General features: G+C 60.5%; 17 protein-coding genes and 1 riboswitch. Of the genes, 15 read left to right on the plus strand and 2 right to left on the minus strand.

What is annotated here, in order from left to right; all coding sequences use genetic code 11:
• Nucleotides 1-115 precede the first annotated feature (115 nt).
• Nucleotides 116-655, plus strand: a complete 540-nt coding sequence (locus tag PPTH39_RS10290) for a C40 family peptidase (RefSeq protein WP_095019425.1) — start codon at nt 116-118, stop codon at nt 653-655.
• A gap of 66 nt (nt 656-721) precedes the next feature.
• Here PPTH39_RS10290 and PPTH39_RS10295 read toward each other — a convergent pair whose 3' ends face one another.
• Nucleotides 722-2,029: a PQQ-dependent sugar dehydrogenase gene (locus PPTH39_RS10295; protein WP_095003082.1), complete on the minus strand. Its 1,308-nt coding sequence runs from the start codon at nt 2,027-2,029 to the stop codon at nt 722-724.
• 122 nt (nt 2,030-2,151) lie between these two features.
• Nucleotides 2,152-2,396, plus strand: a riboswitch (cobalamin riboswitch).
• Between the two features lie 78 nt (nt 2,397-2,474).
• Here PPTH39_RS10295 and cobO point away from each other — a divergent pair.
• The 14 genes from cobO to PPTH39_RS10360 all read left to right on the plus strand — a co-directional run bounded on the left by cobO (nt 2,475) and on the right by PPTH39_RS10360 (nt 13,857).
• A complete protein-coding gene (cobO, locus tag PPTH39_RS10300; RefSeq protein ID WP_095003083.1) occupies nt 2,475-3,086 on the plus strand; it encodes a cob(I)yrinic acid a,c-diamide adenosyltransferase in 612 nt (203 codons plus the stop codon).
• Between the two features lie 10 nt (nt 3,087-3,096).
• Nucleotides 3,097-4,410 carry a cobyrinate a,c-diamide synthase gene (locus PPTH39_RS10305; RefSeq protein WP_130871936.1) on the plus strand — a complete coding sequence of 438 codons (1,314 nt, stop codon included), beginning with the start codon at nt 3,097-3,099 and terminating at the stop codon, nt 4,408-4,410.
• Entirely contained in the window at nt 4,407-5,057 is a 651-nt protein-coding gene (gene bluB, locus PPTH39_RS10310; protein WP_095003085.1) for a 5,6-dimethylbenzimidazole synthase, read from the plus strand. The genes PPTH39_RS10305 and bluB overlap by 4 nt, the downstream gene beginning before the upstream one ends.
• Entirely contained in the window at nt 5,054-5,962 is a 909-nt protein-coding gene (gene cbiB, locus PPTH39_RS10315) for an adenosylcobinamide-phosphate synthase CbiB (RefSeq protein ID WP_095019427.1), read from the plus strand. Before bluB ends, cbiB begins: the two co-directional genes overlap by 4 nt.
• Nucleotides 5,955-6,947, plus strand: a complete 993-nt coding sequence (cobD, locus tag PPTH39_RS10320) for a threonine-phosphate decarboxylase CobD (protein WP_095003087.1) — start codon at nt 5,955-5,957, stop codon at nt 6,945-6,947. The genes cbiB and cobD overlap by 8 nt, the downstream gene beginning before the upstream one ends.
• Complete coding sequence (locus PPTH39_RS10325; RefSeq protein ID WP_095019428.1) at nt 6,944-8,395, plus strand: cobyric acid synthase; 1,452 nt, start codon at nt 6,944-6,946, stop codon at nt 8,393-8,395. The genes cobD and PPTH39_RS10325 overlap by 4 nt, the downstream gene beginning before the upstream one ends.
• Nucleotides 8,396-8,489: 94 nt before the next feature.
• Nucleotides 8,490-9,011 (plus strand): bifunctional adenosylcobinamide kinase/adenosylcobinamide-phosphate guanylyltransferase, encoded by a 522-nt coding sequence (cobU, locus tag PPTH39_RS10330; protein WP_130871937.1) that lies wholly within the window; start codon nt 8,490-8,492, stop codon nt 9,009-9,011.
• Nucleotides 9,008-10,063 (plus strand): nicotinate-nucleotide--dimethylbenzimidazole phosphoribosyltransferase, encoded by a 1,056-nt coding sequence (gene cobT / locus PPTH39_RS10335; RefSeq protein ID WP_130871938.1) that lies wholly within the window; start codon nt 9,008-9,010, stop codon nt 10,061-10,063. Before cobU ends, cobT begins: the two co-directional genes overlap by 4 nt.
• The gene (gene cobC, locus PPTH39_RS10340) at nt 10,060-10,638 is read left to right on the plus strand and encodes an alpha-ribazole phosphatase family protein (RefSeq protein WP_095019430.1); all 579 of its coding nucleotides are present in this window, start codon (nt 10,060-10,062) and stop codon (nt 10,636-10,638) included. Before cobT ends, cobC begins: the two co-directional genes overlap by 4 nt.
• Nucleotides 10,638-11,369, plus strand: coding sequence for an adenosylcobinamide-GDP ribazoletransferase (locus PPTH39_RS10345; protein ID WP_130871939.1), 732 nt, complete (start codon nt 10,638-10,640; stop codon nt 11,367-11,369). The genes cobC and PPTH39_RS10345 overlap by 1 nt, the downstream gene beginning before the upstream one ends.
• A gap of 88 nt (nt 11,370-11,457) precedes the next feature.
• The gene (locus tag PPTH39_RS10350; RefSeq protein WP_095003093.1) at nt 11,458-11,871 is read left to right on the plus strand and encodes a MarR family winged helix-turn-helix transcriptional regulator; all 414 of its coding nucleotides are present in this window, start codon (nt 11,458-11,460) and stop codon (nt 11,869-11,871) included.
• Nucleotides 11,872-11,923: 52 nt separating this feature from the next.
• A complete protein-coding gene (locus PPTH39_RS10355) occupies nt 11,924-13,132 on the plus strand; it encodes an MFS transporter (RefSeq protein ID WP_130871940.1) in 1,209 nt (402 codons plus the stop codon).
• Complete coding sequence (locus tag PPTH39_RS23785; RefSeq protein ID WP_254925250.1) at nt 13,129-13,251, plus strand: hypothetical protein; 123 nt, start codon at nt 13,129-13,131, stop codon at nt 13,249-13,251. The genes PPTH39_RS10355 and PPTH39_RS23785 overlap by 4 nt, the downstream gene beginning before the upstream one ends.
• A gap of 54 nt (nt 13,252-13,305) precedes the next feature.
• Complete coding sequence (locus PPTH39_RS10360; RefSeq protein WP_165446506.1) at nt 13,306-13,857, plus strand: glutathione peroxidase; 552 nt, start codon at nt 13,306-13,308, stop codon at nt 13,855-13,857.
• Between the two features lie 86 nt (nt 13,858-13,943).
• Here PPTH39_RS10360 and PPTH39_RS10365 read toward each other — a convergent pair whose 3' ends face one another.
• Complete coding sequence (locus PPTH39_RS10365) at nt 13,944-15,245, minus strand: OmpP1/FadL family transporter (protein ID WP_095003096.1); 1,302 nt, start codon at nt 15,243-15,245, stop codon at nt 13,944-13,946.
• Between the last annotated feature and the right edge of the window lie 53 nt (nt 15,246-15,298).

Consider the following 15,298-nt stretch of genomic DNA (forward strand, 5'->3'; position numbering starts at 1 on the left):
AAGAGCTAGAATTAAGTCGCAATGTTAAATTTCTGAAGCCGCGAAGGTGCCCCCTCTCGCGGCTTTGGGGTTCGCGGCCTGAGTTGCCGTATCCAGAATCAGGAACATTCTGTTTATGTCGATCATGGCCCGCGTTGCTCTCCTCACTTTAGCAGCACTGCTCAGTGCCTGCGCCAGCCGCACCCCGCCAGCCCCCGTGGCACAAAAGCCGGTTGTGTTTATCACTCATCCCGAAGAAACCTCGCCGGTTGCCGCAGATGTGCTTTTTCGCGCCCTTGGTCTGGTAGGTACGCCTTATCGCTGGGGCGGCAATACCCCGGATTCGGGGTTTGATTGCAGTGGCCTGATCAAGTACGTGTACAACGACGCCGCGGGTATTTCGTTGCCGCGCACTACGCGCGAGATGATCGTGATGCGTGCGCAGAGCATCGGCCAGGACAAGCTGCAAACCGGTGACCTGCTGTTCTTTGCAACCAATGGTGGCTCCCAGGTCAGTCACGCCGGGATCTACGTAGGCGAAGGGCGCTTTGTCCATGCGCCGGCCACGGGCGGTACGGTCAAGCTGGACAGCCTGAACAAGGCCTACTGGCAGAGGGCTTATCTGAATGCCAAGCGCGTGTTGCCGACCGAGCAGCATTTGGCACGTTTGCCCTAAAGCCCCTCAGCCCAGCCCTCTCCCTCCGGGGAGGGCTAGGGTGAGGGCGGCTCTTGATTAGAAAGCCTATTTTCCCGACACCCGCCAAACCTTGTTGCCTACATCATCGGCCACCAACAAGTCACCTTGCTTGTCGATCACCACGCCCACTGGCCGGCCCATGGCTTTTTCGTCGGCGTTAAGAAAGCCGGTCAGCACATCGATCGGCATGCCCTCCGGTTTGCCGCCGGCAAAAGGCACGAAAATCACTTTGTAACCACTGTGGGGTTTGCGGTTCCAGGAGCCGTGCTGGCCGATAAAGGCACCCTGGGTAAAGCCGGGTAAATGGCTGCCTTCGGCAAACGTCAGCCCCAAAGACGCCGTGTGTGGCCCAACGGCGTAATCCGGGGCAATGGCCTTGGCCACCAGTTCAGGGTTTTGCGGGTTGACCCGCACATCCACATGCTGGCCGTAGTAGCTGTAGGGCCAGCCATAGAAGCCGCCATCCTGGACTGATGTGATGTAGTCAGGCACCAGGTCACTGCCGATTTCGTCACGCTCATTAACTGCTGTCCAGAGCTTGCCGGAGGTGGGTTCCCAGTCCATGCCATTAGGGTTGCGCAGGCCCGACGCAAAAATGCGGTGGCTGCCGGTGGCCGGGTCGACTTCCCAGATCGCGGCGCGACCTTGCTCCTTGTCCATGCCATTTTCGCCCACATTGCTGTTGGAGCCGACGGTCACATATAACTTGGTGCCGTCCTTGCTGGCGATCACGTTTTTGGTCCAATGGTGGTTCAGAGGCCCGCCGGGTAAGTCCACCACCTTGACCGGTTTGGCGCTGATGCTGTTTTCACCGGCTTGATAGGGGAAGCGCAACAGCTTGTCGGCATCTGCCACATACAGATCGTTACCCACCAGCGTCATGCCAAAGGGAGAGTTCAGGTTCTCGATAAACACGGTGCGGGTTTCGGCGACGCCATCGTGGTCCGCGTCGCGCAGCAGGGTAATCCGGTTTGCACTTGGCACTCCGGCCCCGGCGCGGGACATGACCTTGTCTGCGATCCAGCCCTTGATGCCCTTGCTGTCATCCGGCTTGGGCGGCGAATTGGATTCGGCCACCAGCACGTCGCCGTTGGGCAGTACATAGAGCCAGCGCGGGTGGTCGAGGTTCTGGGCGAAAGCGGCGACGTGCAAGCCGTGGGCAGCCACTGGGGTGGCATTATCGGGCCAGCCGATGGCGGGGGCGATATTGACCGTTGGAATCAGGGTTTTATTGGGTTCGGGAAGCTTGGGTGATGGGCCGGTACCCTCACTGACTTGCAGGGTCGAGCTTTCGCCGCAAGCGACCAATCCTGCGGCAAGAACAATAACAACGGCGTGCTGGCGCTTGAGCATGTGGTTCTCCATAAGATCTTGTCTGGTAGTAGAGAAGCGTAGCTGTTTAAAGGTTCAGCCCGGGCGCCGGATAAAGCCTTTAGGCGCCGGCTTTAATTGACGCTCCACCCCCAACCCTCTAACCTTCGCGGCTTGTTTCAGGTGCTCTGTGGCCATGGGTCGACAGAGTGAAACAGGGAAGCCGGTGAGGGCGTGTTGGACCTACACAACCGCCACGATCCCGGCGCTGCCCCCGCAACGGTAAACGAGTCAAAGCCACGCTCAGTGCCACTGTGTTTTTTGCACGGGAAGGCGCGTGGACAAGGGTGCACCCTACAGGTGCCGCCCGCTTGTGAGCCCGGAGACCGGCCTGATCCATCCACCACTCTCGCGGCGGGCGATGCAGTGTGTTTTTTTAATTTCCCCCGCCTCCCGTTTGCATCATCGAACCCAACGGAGAGTTGCCATGAATGAATCCCCCGAACGCGACGAACGCCATCAGGCGCGCATGCTGCGCAAAAAAGCGGTTATGGACGAGCGCATTGCCAGCTCGCCCAATGAATGCGGACTGCTGCTGGTATTGACCGGCAATGGCAAAGGCAAGAGCAGTTCTGCGTTTGGCATGCTGGCCCGGGCCATGGGCCACGGCATGCAGTGCGGCGTGGTGCAGTTCATCAAGGGGCGCAACAGCACCGGTGAGGAGATTTTCTTCCGCCGTTTTCCCGAGCAGGTGCGCTACCACGTGATGGGTGAAGGCTTTACCTGGGAAACCCAGGACCGCCAGCGCGATATCGCCGCCGCCGAAGCCGCGTGGGAAGTGTCCCGCGAGATGCTGCGCGATCCGTCCATTGGGTTGGTGGTGCTCGATGAGCTGAATATCGCGCTCAAGCACGGCTACCTCGATCTGGAACAGGTGCTCGCCGACCTGCAAGCCCGTCCGCCCATGCAGCATGTGCTGGTCACCGGCCGTGGCGCCAAACCTGAATTGATTGATCTGGCTGATACCGTGACTGAGATGGCGGTGGTCAAACACGCTTTCCAGGCCGGGATCAAAGCCCAGAAAGGCATCGAATTGTGAGTGTTGAAGTATGAGAGCGTCACGTCATTGCCCGGCGGTGCTGATCGCCGCGCCGGCTTCCGGTCAGGGCAAGACCACGGTTACAGCGGCTTTGGCCCGGTTGCATCGCAATCAGGGGCGCAAGGTGCGGGTATTCAAGTGCGGCCCGGATTTTCTCGACCCCATGATCCTGGAGCGCGCCAGCGGTGCGCCGGTGTATCAGGTGGATTTGTGGATGGTGGGCGCCGAGGAAAGCCGTCGCCTGCTGTGGGAAGCCGCCGGTGAGGCGGACCTGATTTTGATTGAAGGTGTGATGGGGCTGTTTGACGGCACGCCTTCCAGCGCCGATCTGGCACGGCATTTTGGCGTGCCGGTGTTGGGGGTGATTGATGGCACTGCCATGGCCCAAACCTTTGGTGCGCTGGCCCTTGGTTTGGCGCGATATCAGCCGGATCTGCCGTTTGCCGGGGTGCTGGCCAATCGAGTTGGCACCGTACGCCATGCACAGTTGCTCGAAGGCAGCCTGACCGAAGGCTTGCGCTGGTACGGCGCGCTGTCCCGCGAAACCGGCATCGAACTGCCAAGCCGTCATCTGGGACTGGTGCAGGCCAGCGAGCTGAATGATCTGGATGCGCGCCTGGATGCGGCGGCCAATGCCCTGGCCAGCACCTGTGAGGTAGCGCTGCCACCGCCGGTTGAATTCGCTGCGCCTGAGCCGGTGGCCGTCGAGCCGCGGCTGGCAGGTGTGCGAATTGCCGTGGCCCGCGACGAAGCTTTTGCCTTCACTTATGGCGCCAGCCTCGCGTTATTACGTGAGATGGGCGCCGAGCTGGTGTTTTTCTCGCCGATCCGTGACAGCCAGTTACCCGAAGCGGACAGCCTGTATTTGCCCGGTGGTTACCCTGAACTGCATCACCTTGAGCTGTCGCGCAACGTGCCGATGCTCACGGCGATTCGCGCACACCACAGGGCCGGTAAACCGCTGCTGGCCGAGTGCGGTGGCATGCTTTACCTGCTCGATGCCCTGACCGATGTCGAGGGCCAGCGCGCCGAACTGGTTGGCTTGCTGGCAGGGGAGGCGACGATGCAAAAGCGCCTGGCTGCCCTGGCGCTGCAAGCTGTGGACATGCCTGAAGGGCTGTTGCGCGGCCACACCTACCACCACTCGCTGACCAGTACCGAACTTGAGCCTGTTGCTCGCGGCCTGAGCCCCAATGGCGGGCGCGGCGCCGAAGCGGTGTATCGCGAAGGGCGAATGACCGCTTCTTATGTACACTTTTACTTCCCGTCCAATCCTCAGGCCATTGCCGCGTTGTTTGCGCCATGTGCCGTGAAGGTGCCATGAGCGATAACGCATTCAGCCCGCAAGAACGCGCCGCCGTGTACCGCGCCATCGCCGAGCGTCGTGATATGCGCCACTTCAGTGGTGGCACTGTGGCACCCGAGTTGTTGTCGCGTTTGCTGGAAGCGGCGCATCAAGCCCCGAGCGTGGGCTTGATGCAGCCGTGGCGGTTTATCCGCATCACTGACCGCGAGCTGCGCGGCAAGATCCAGGGTCTGGTGGAAGAAGAGCGGGTACGCACCGCGGATGCCCTGGGCCAGCGCTCCGATGAATTCATGACGCTCAAGGTCGAAGGTATCAACGATTGCGCCGAGGTGCTGGTGGCTGCGTTGATGGATGACCGCGAAAAGCACATTTTTGGTCGCCGTACGCTGCCGGAAATGGACATGGCGTCCTTGTCCTGTGCCATTCAAAACCTGTGGCTGGCGGCCCGGGTCGAAGGGCTGGGCATGGGCTGGGTGTCATTGTTCGAACCGCAGGCACTGGCTGATCTGCTGGGGTTGCCTGCCGGGGCCAAGCCGCTCGCTGTACTGTGCCTGGGCCCGGTCGAGGCGTTTTATCCAGCGCCGATGCTGGTCCTGGAAGGGTGGGCGCAAGCGCGTCCGCTCAGTGAACTGGTGTACGAGAATTATTGGGGAGTGAGTCCATGAGTGTGGCGTTGCTGTGCGTTGCCGGGGTGGCGCTGGATGCGTTGCTCGGCGAGCCCAAACGCTGGCATCCGCTGGTTGCCTTTGGCCGTATGGCCGAGCGTATTGAGCAGCGTTTCAATTCCGGCGGCCGTGGCTGGCGCAGTCATGGTGTCACGGCCTGGGTACTGGCAGTGCTGCCGCTGACGATCCTGGCCACGGCCCTGTCCTGGCTGCCTTATATTGGCTGGCTGGTGGACATTGCGGCGCTGTATTGCGCACTGGGCATGCGCAGCCTCGGTGAGCACGTACAACCAGTAGCCGAGGCATTGCGCGCCAATAACCTGGATGAGGCGCGTACGCGGGTGGGTTATCTGGTCAGCCGTCAGACCAGTGAGCTGGATTCTACCGAAGTGGCCCGCGCCGCCACCGAGTCGGTGCTGGAAAACGGCAGCGATGCGGTATTTGCCGCGATTTTCTGGTTTGTGGTCGCGGGTGCGCCAGGGGTGGTGCTCTATCGTTTGAGTAATACCCTGGATGCCATGTGGGGCTATCGCAACGAACGGTTTGAGCGTTTTGGCTGGGCTGCGGCGCGGATCGACGATGTTCTTAACTATATTCCTGCAAGGTTGGTTGCGTTGACCTATGCCGCTTTGGGTAAAACCCGACTGGCCCTGAAGAGCTGGCGCAAGCAGGCACCGCTGTGGGACAGCCCCAATGCCGGCCCGGTCATGGCTGCTGGTGCCGGAGCGCTGGGTGTTGAGTTGGGTGGCCCGGCGATTTATCACGGCGAACTGCATGAGCGCCCGCAATTGGGCGAAGGTGCACCGGCAGACGCCGAGTCGATCGGCCGTGGCTGGCAACTGGTGCAGCGTGGCGTATGGCTGTGGCTGCTGATCCTGTGTGTCTGGAGTGAATTCTATGCTTGAGCACGGTGGGCGTTTGCGCAAGGCGGCGTTGCACTACGGCATTGCCGAGGCGGACTGGCTGGACCTGTCCACCGGCCTGGCGCCCTGGCCCTTTGCTATCCCCCAGGTGCCCGAACGCGCCTGGGCGCGCTTGCCTGAGGCCGATGACGGCCTTGAGCAAGCGGCCTGCGCCTATTACGGCGCGCCGCATGTGCTGGCGGTACCGGGTTCACAGTGTGCCATTCAGTTGCTGCCGCGTTTGCGCCGTAGCGGCAAGGTTGGCGTGCTGTCGCCGTGTTACGCCGAGCATGCCCATGCGTGGCGGCGCAGCGGGCATATCGTGCGGGAAATCATGGAGCAGGAAATCGACTTCTACATCGACACACTGGATGTGCTGGTGGTGGTCAACCCCAACAATCCCACGGGCTTGAGTCTGACCCCGGAGCGCCTGCTGGAGTGGCATGCGCGGCTGATGCAGCGCGGCGGCTGGCTGGTGGTGGACGAAGCCTTTATGGACAACACGCCGCAACTGAGCCTGGCCGCGCATACCCAGCGTACCGGGTTGATCGTATTGCGCTCTTTCGGCAAGTTTTTTGGCCTGGCGGGCGTTCGGCTGGGTTTTGTGCTGGCTGAACTCAAGTTACTCAAGTTGCTGGCCGAGCAAGTCGGTCCCTGGGCGGTCAGCGGCCCGACGCGGATTGTCGGCCAGGCCTGCCTGCTCGACTCCGAGGCCCAAGCTCGTCAGCGCGAACGCAGCGAACTGGCCAGCGGGCGTCTGGAACGTCTGTTGGGCTTGCATGATCTGCCGCCGCAAGGGGGCTGTGCGCTGTTCCAGTGGTTGATCACCTCCCATGCCGATAGCCTTTACGAGTTTATGGCGCACCGCGGCATTTTGCTGCGCCTGTTTACCCACAACAGCAGCGTGCGTTTTGGCCTGCCAGCCGAAGAAGCTGACTGGCTGCGCTTGGAGCAGGCTCTGGCGGCGTACACCAAGGAATCCTTATGAGCACGTTGATGGTGCAGGGCACCACGTCCGATGCCGGTAAAAGCACCCTGGTGACGGCCCTGTGCCGCTGGCTGACCCGTCAGGGCGTGGCGGTGGTGCCGTTCAAACCACAAAATATGGCGCTCAACAGTGCCGTGACGGCCGAAGGCGGTGAAATCGGTCGCGCCCAGGCAGTACAGGCGCAGGCAGCCGGGCTGGCACCGCACACGGACATGAACCCGGTGCTGCTCAAGCCCAATAGCGACACCGGAGCCCAGGTAATCATTCATGGTCGTGCTGTCACCAGCATGAATGCCGTGGCGTATCACGATTACAAGGCCATCGCCATGCAGGCCGTTCTGGCCTCGCACCAGCGTTTGAGTGCGGCGTACCCGGTGGTGATGGTAGAAGGCGCCGGTTCGCCGGCCGAGATCAATCTACGGGCCGGTGATATCGCCAACATGGGCTTTGCCGAAGCGGTGGACTGCCCGGTGGTGCTGATCGCCGATATCAATCGTGGTGGCGTGTTTGCTCATCTGGTCGGTACTCTGGAATTGCTCTCGGACACCGAGCAGGCGCGGGTCAAGGGCTTTATCATCAACCGCTTTCGCGGCGATATTGCGCTGCTCCAGCCCGGCCTCGACTGGCTGGAGCAGCGCACCGGCAAACCGGTGATCGGTGTGCTGCCCTATGTTATGGACTTGCACCTCGAGGCCGAAGACGGCATCGACCAGCGCCAGACCGACAAGGCCGACCAGGTGCTCAAGGTGGTGGTGCCGGTGCTGCCGCGCATCAGCAACCACACCGACTTCGACCCGCTGCGCCTGCACCCGCAAGTGGACTTGCAGTTTGTCGGGCCGGGGCAGCCTATCCCGCCTGCCGACCTGATCATCCTGCCCGGTTCCAAAAGCGTGCGCAGTGATCTGGCCTATTTACGCGCCAATGGCTGGGACACGGTCATCAGCCGTCACTTGCGCTATGGCGGCAAGCTGCTGGGCATTTGCGGCGGTTTGCAGATGCTTGGTGAGCAGGTGCACGACCCGCTGGGCCTTGAAGGCACTGCGGGCAGCAGTGCCGGGCTGGGCTTGCTGGCATTCAGTACCGAACTGGCTGCCGAAAAACAGTTACGCAATGTGCGCGGGCATCTGGCCCTGGAAAACGCCGAGGTCATGGGTTACGAAATCCACGCGGGCGTGACGACGGGGGCTGCTCTGGAGCAACCGGCAGTGCATCTGGATGACGGACGCCGTGAGGGTGCACAAAGCGCGGACGGGCAGATTCTCGGTACTTACCTGCATGGCCTGTTCGAATCCCCTGCCGCTTGCAGCGCGTTGTTGCGCTGGGCCGGTTTGCAGGATGTGCAGGCCGTGGACTACCACGCCCTGCGCGAGCGGGATATCGAGCGGCTGGCGGATCTGGTGGAAAACCACCTGGATACGGCGTACTTGCGCGAACTGTGCGGAATTTGAATCGTGTGGGAGCGAGCCTGCTCGCGAACAATGCCACTTCGCGAGCAGGCTCTCTGCCACAGTGGACTTGCCGCATTTCCAGAGGTTATTTGACATGCTGCAACTGATTTTGGGTGGCGCCCGTTCGGGCAAGAGCCGTCTGGCTGAAAAGCTCGCGGCCGAGTCTGGCTGTGCTGTTACCTATATCGCCACCAGCCAGCCGCTGGACGGCGAGATGAATGAGCGCGTGCGTCATCATCGCGAACGCCGCCCTGAACATTGGGCGCTGATTGAAGAACCGATCGAATTGGCCCGCGTACTGCGCGACAACGCGCGCGCCGATGCTTGCCTGCTGGTTGATTGCCTGACGCTATGGCTGACCAATCTGCTGATGCTTGAAGACCTTCAGCGCCTGAACGCCGAGCGTGATGTGCTGCTGGAATGCCTGGCTGAGCTGCCGGGCGAAATCCTGTTTGTCAGCAACGAAACCGGAATGGGTGTCGTACCGCTGGGCGAATTGACTCGCCGCTATGTCGATGAAGCCGGTTGGTTGCATCAAGCCCTGGCCGAGCGCTGTCAGCGAGTCGTGTTGACAGTGGCTGGCCTGCCCCTGACGTTGAAAGGAACTGCACTATGAGCACCCCCTGGTGGCTGAAGCCCTGCAAACCCGTTGATCGTGACATGCAAGCTGCTGCGGGCGAGCATCAGCAACAACTGACCAAACCCGCGGGCTCGCTAGGTCAACTTGAGGCGCTGGCAGTGCAACTGGCCGGGTTGCAAGGGCGGCTCAAGCCCCGTGTCGATCAACTTTGGATCGGCATTTTCGCCGGCGATCACGGCGTGGTTGCCGAGGGTGTCTCGGCTTATCCGCAGGCGGTGACCGGGCAAATGCTGCATAACTTTGTCAGCGGCGGCGCGGCGATCAGCGTGTTGGCCCGTCAGTTGGGTGCGCAACTGGATGTCGTGGACCTGGGTACGGTCACGCCGATGCTGGAGCTGGCCGGGGTGCGGCACCTGCAGTTGGGTGCGGGTACGGCCAATTTCGTCCAGGCCCCGGCGATGTCTGACAGCCAAGGTTTGAGAGCCCTGCAGGCCGGGCGCGACAGCGTGCTGCGGGCGCAGGCGGCAGGCAGTGAAGTGTTTATTGGCGGTGAAATGGGCATCGGTAACACGGCGTCCGCGAGTGCGGTGGCCAGTGCGTTGCTCGCTTGTCCGGCTTCGCTGTTGACCGGGCCGGGTACTGGCCTGGATGCGGCGGGAGTGAGCCACAAGGCATGGGTGATTGAGCGGGCGCTGGCGTTTCACGAGGGGCATCTCGATGATCCGCTGCAGACCCTGTTTCGTCTGGGTGGCTTTGAAATTGCAGCCCTGGTCGGTGCTTATGTGGCCTGCGCTCAGGAGGGGATTGTAGCGGTGGTCGATGGCTTTATCTGCACCGTTGCGGCCATGGTCGCCGTGCGCCTGAATCCACAGTGTCGTGAGTGGCTGGTGTTCAGCCATCGCGGGGCAGAGCAGGGCCATCGTCATGTGCTCGAGAGCCTGCAGGCCGAGCCACTGCTTGATCTGGGATTGCGCCTGGGCGAGGGCAGTGGTGCTGCGCTGGCGGTGCCGTTGATGCGCCTGGCCTGCGACCTGCACGGGCAGATGGCGACGTTTGCCCAAGCCGCAGTGGCAGATCGCCCGGCATGACCGTACAGCTGGATTTGCTGCGTCATGGCGAAACCGAGCTGGGAGGCGGTTTGCGCGGCAGCCTGGACGACGCCTTGACGGCTCTGGGCTGGACGCAAATGCGTGATGCGGTCCAGGGCAAAGGGCCGTGGGATCGTATCGTCAGCTCGCCGTTGCAGCGTTGTGCATTGTTTGCCCGGGAGTTGAGCGTGCAGCTCGATATTCCCGTGTCTTTCGACAAAGATCTGCAAGAGCTGCATTTTGGTGCGTGGGAAGGGCGCAGTGCTGCGGCGCTGATGGAAACCGACGAGCAGGCCCTGGGCTTGTTCTGGGCTGACCCCTATGCTTTTACTCCGCCCGAGGGTGAGCCAGTGCTGGCGTTTTCGGCGCGGGTGTTGGCTGCCGTCAGCCGTTTGCAGCAACAGTTCGCCGGTGAGCGTTTGCTGGTGGTTTGCCATGGTGGGGTAATGAAACTGTTGCTGGCCCGGGCTCGTGGCTTGCCCCGTGAGCATCTGTTGCAAGTGCCTGTGGGCCACGGCGCGCTCATTGGTTTGCGGGTCGGTGCGGATGATCAGTTGCTCGAGGTTGGCGAGTGATGTTGCCGTTCTGGATTGCCCTGCAGTTTTTAAGCAGCTTGCCGATTCGCTTGCCCGGGATGCCCCAGCCTCAAGAACTGGGGCGCTCTTTGTTGTTTTACCCGCTGGTGGGATTGTTGTTCGGCCTGCTGCTGTACGGCGTTAGCGGGCTGCTGTCCGATGCGCCGTTGATGTTGCACGCCGCCTTGTTGCTGACCCTTTGGGTGTTGCTCAGTGGCGGTTTGCACCTGGACGGCCTGGCTGACAGTGCAGATGCCTGGTTAGGCGGTTTTGGTGATCGTGAGCGTACGCTGACCATCATGAAAGACCCGCGCAGCGGGCCGATTGCGGTGGTTGTGCTGGTGCTGGTGCTGTTGCTCAAGTTTTGTGCGCTGCTGGCGTTGCTGGAGCAGGGCAACGGTACTGCCTTGCTGATTGTCCCTTTGATCGGGCGCAGTGCTTTGCTGGCAGTATTCCTGACTACGCCCTATGTGCGCGCGGGTGGCTTGGGGCAGGCGCTGGCTGATCATCTGCCACGCAAGGCAGGCTGGTGGGTGCTGGGGCTTAGTGCCCTGGTTTGTGTACTGTTGACCGGTTATTCGGGGTGGTGGGCGCTTGGCCTGGCAGCGCTGGGGTTCGTTTGGTTGCGCAGGGTGATGATCCGTCGTTTGGGCGGCACTACCGGTGATACTGCCGGGGCGCTGCTGGAACTGCTCGAAGTGCTGGTGCTGGTAGGATTGGCGCTGATCTGACGGTGCACGTGCCCGCTCCCACAAAAAACCGGGCGGGTGGCGTTACATAAATCTTGATTGTCTTTTATTGCGGGTATATACATACAAAATGTTACCAACCCAGTGTTTATGTACCAATCTGCGACGTGCTGCACGTGGCGTGAGCAGGCACTACGACGGCGCTCTCGATGGCTTCGGGATCAACGTCGCCCAGTATTCCTTGCTGTGCAATCTCAAGCGGCTCGATCAACCGAGCATTTCCACCCTGGCAGAAGCCATGGGGCTGGATCGCAGTACCTTGGGGCGTAATGTGCGGGTGCTTGAGGGCGCCGGGTTGCTGAAAATGACTGAGGGCGCAGACCAGCGTAACCGGCTGGTGTGCCTGACTCGGGCAGGTGAGGACTGCCTTGCGGCTGCCTTGCCGGCCTGGGAGGCCGCCCAGCAGCGCTTGATGGACCGTTTGGGCGAAACCAGGCGTGCGCAGCTGTTGCAACTGTTGGATGAGCTGGCGGGTAAAGACTGAAACTCAGTCGTTTGACTTTAAATGGGTATATACCCGCTTCCGGAGAATAATAATGACAACGGTGTGGCGCAACAGCGCTTGGGTTCTTCTTGGCAGTGCGCTCATTCTGGCATTGTCGTTGGGTGTCAGGCATGGCTTCGGGTTGTTTCTGCCGCCCATGAGCGCGCAGTTTGGCTGGGGGCGCGAGGTGTTTGCATTTGCCATCGCCCTGCAAAATCTGATCTGGGGCTTGGCACAGCCCTTTACCGGGGCGTTGGCTGATCGCTTTGGCGCGGCGAAAGTGGTGATCGTTGGCGGCGTGCTGTATGCCGTAGGGCTGTTGCTGATGGGGTTGGCAGACTCACCGCTGTCGCTGTCGTTGAGTGCGGGGTTGCTGATTGGTATCGGCCTGTCGGGCACATCGTTCTCGGTAATTCTGGGGGTGGTTGGCCGTGCCCTGCCTGCAGAAAAACGCAGCATGGGCATGGGCATCGCCAGTGCCGCAGGGTCTTTCGGTCAATTTGCCATGTTGCCCGGCACCCTGGGCCTTATTGGCTGGCTCGGCTGGTCGACGGCGCTTTTGGTGTTGGGCGTACTGGTAGCGATGATTGTGCCATTAGTGGGCATGCTCAAGGATCGTCCGCTGCCAAGCCTGGGCGGTGAGCAAACCCTCAGGGAGGCCCTGCGTGAGGCCTGCTCGCATTCGGGCTTCTGGCTGCTGGCGTTGGGTTTTTTTGTTTGCGGCTTTCAGGTGGTGTTTATCGGTGTCCACCTGCCAGCCTATCTGGTGGATCAGCATTTGCCGGCGACAGTTGGCACCACGGTGCTGGCGCTGATCGGTCTGTTTAATATCTTCGGTACTTACACGGCTGGCTGGCTCGGCGGGCGCATGTCCAAGCCGCGCTTGCTGACGGCCTTGTACCTGGCGCGGGCGGTGGTGATCGTATTGTTTTTGTGGGCGCCGATCACACAACTCAGCGCTTACCTGTTTGGCATGGCCATGGGCTTTTTGTGGTTGTCGACGGTACCGCTGACCAATGGCACGGTGGCGACCCTGTTTGGCGTGCGTAACCTGTCGATGCTGGGCGGGATCGTGTTTCTCTTCCATCAGATGGGGGCTTTTCTGGGCGGCTGGCTGGGTGGCGTGGTCTATGATCAGACCGGAAGCTATGATCTGATCTGGCAAGTCTCGATTTTGTTGAGCCTGTTGGCGGCTGCCTTGAACTGGCCCGTGCGCGAGCGCCCGGTGGCCCGTTTGCAGGCGCAAGGGAGTTTAGGATGAGTGCAAGCTGGATCTGGTTGGGTGCAGTCAGTGCCGGTGCCTTGTTGCTGGCTCTTGTCTGGTGGGGCTGGCATCAGGGTGGGCTGGCCTTGATGCAGTTGGGTATGGGTGCTTGCTAGTGTAGCGGCGGATGAGTAAGTTCTGAGCTTGCCTCTTTCTCAAGGACACCGATGATGCTTAAGCGCTGGATTGCGATGCCTGTATTGCTGTTGGCCTGCGCCGGTTCGGTCTGGGCGGCGGATTGCCCGCCTTTACTGGAGGGCTCGTTGCCCAAGTTGCGGGCCAAGGAATCGATTGATCTGTGCCAGCGCTTTGCCGGTAAACCGCTGTTGATCGTCAATACCGCGAGTTTTTGCGGATTTGCTCCGCAGTTCAAGGGTCTTGAGGCGTTGAACCAGCGCTACAAGGGCCAGGGGCTGGAGCTGATCGGCGTGCCTTCAGACGACTTCAAGCAAGAGGCCAAGGATGGTGAAGAGACGGCCAAGGTGTGCTACGTCAACTATGGCGTGACGTTCACCATGATCGATCCGCAGCATGTGCGGGGGCCTGATGCCGCGCACCTGTTCAAGGTACTGGCCGAGCAGAGCAATGCGCCGAAGTGGAACTTCTACAAGTATGTGGTGGATCGCCAGGGCAATGTGATTGCCAGCTTCTCCAGTTTAACCAAGCCCGACAGTCCTGAATTGATCGAAGCCATCGACAAGGCCATTGCTTCAAGGCCCTGAATCGCAGCCATTAAAAAGCCCCGCCTCGGTAACGAGAGCGGGGCTTTTTTTGATTCAGCTGGCGAGGGGATTAGCCTCGCGGAGAATCAGAACTTGTAGGTTGCACCTACAGCAAAACCGTTAGCGCTGTTTTCATATTTGGAGCTGTAGTAACTACCGATCTGAGGTTTGGCGTCATCAACCTTGACGGACTCTTCCTTGAGGTAGGAATAAGCCACGTCAATGTTCAGGTTGTCATTGACGGCATAACCGGCACCCAAGCTGAAAATTGTACGGTCGCCGGTAGGGATACGTGGCGAGCGATTTTCATTGTTGGTAGGCGACTGGTCCCAGGTCAGACCGGTACGCAGTACCCACTGCTTGTTCAACTGGTACGAAGTACCGATGGCGTATGCCCAGGTATCGTGCCAGTTCTGCTCTTCCTTGATGGTGCTGAACAGTGCGGGCGATGCGGCGCCGCCGGCAGCGGCAGTTACGCCTTCGTTCTCTACGGTGATGTCTTTCAGGCGGCTCCAGCGAGTCCAGGTAGTACCTGCATAAACCTTCCACGCGTCATTGATTTCTTGTGTAACCGACAGGTCCCAGGATTCAGGGGTGTCGATTTTCAGCGAGGCGTCATAACGGTTGCTTTTCAGGCGGGCAGCCGTGAACGGGTCGCTGCTGGCCGTGACGTTAGTGTGGCCTTCGAGCTTGTATTTAACCTTGGAGTGGTAAGTCAAACCAACGCGAGTGGTATCGGTAGCCTGTACCAATACACCAACGTTAAAGCCCAGAGCGGTATCGTCGCCCTTGATTTTTACATTGCTGTCGCCTGCCCCGGCCAGTGGGTTCGGGGTCAGTCTGACTTCGGACTCGAGTGTACCGGCGATGCGGTTAATGGTCGGGCCAAAGCCGATCGATACCTTGTCGTTGAATGCATAGCTGACGGTAGGTTGCAGGGTTACAACTTTTACTTCGCTTTTGCTGCCGAAGCCGCGGCCCTGGAAGCTGCTTTCGTAGTCGGTCACAAGGCCGAACGGAGCATAAACACCGAAGCCTACGGCCCACTCGTCATTGAGCTTGTTGGTGTAAAAGCCCATAGGGACGGCAGTAAATGGAACCATGTCGCCTTTATTGGTACCCGAGATGCTGCCACGGGCATCCTTGATATCGGTCGAAGCATCAATAACAGCGATACCGCCTGTTACTTGCTGGCCGCTGAGGCGGGACATACCGGCAGGGTTACCGAAAACGGTACTTGCATCGTCGGCAGAAGATGAACGACCTGCGAAGCCGGTCCCCATACCGCTGACGCTTTGTTCGTTGAGTGCGAAGCCGCTAGCGAAAATCTGGCTGGAAGCCAAAGTGACGGCGAGGCCAAGTGTGGTCTTGAGCATTACTTTTTTCATTATTAGAACTCCTTATGATCACCGGACGAAAACTACCAACATTTTTGTGGTTG

Origin of the sequence: Pseudomonas bubulae (assembly GCF_900618535.1) — a bacterium.
Classification (GTDB): Bacteria; Pseudomonadota; Gammaproteobacteria; order Pseudomonadales; family Pseudomonadaceae; genus Aquipseudomonas; species Aquipseudomonas bubulae.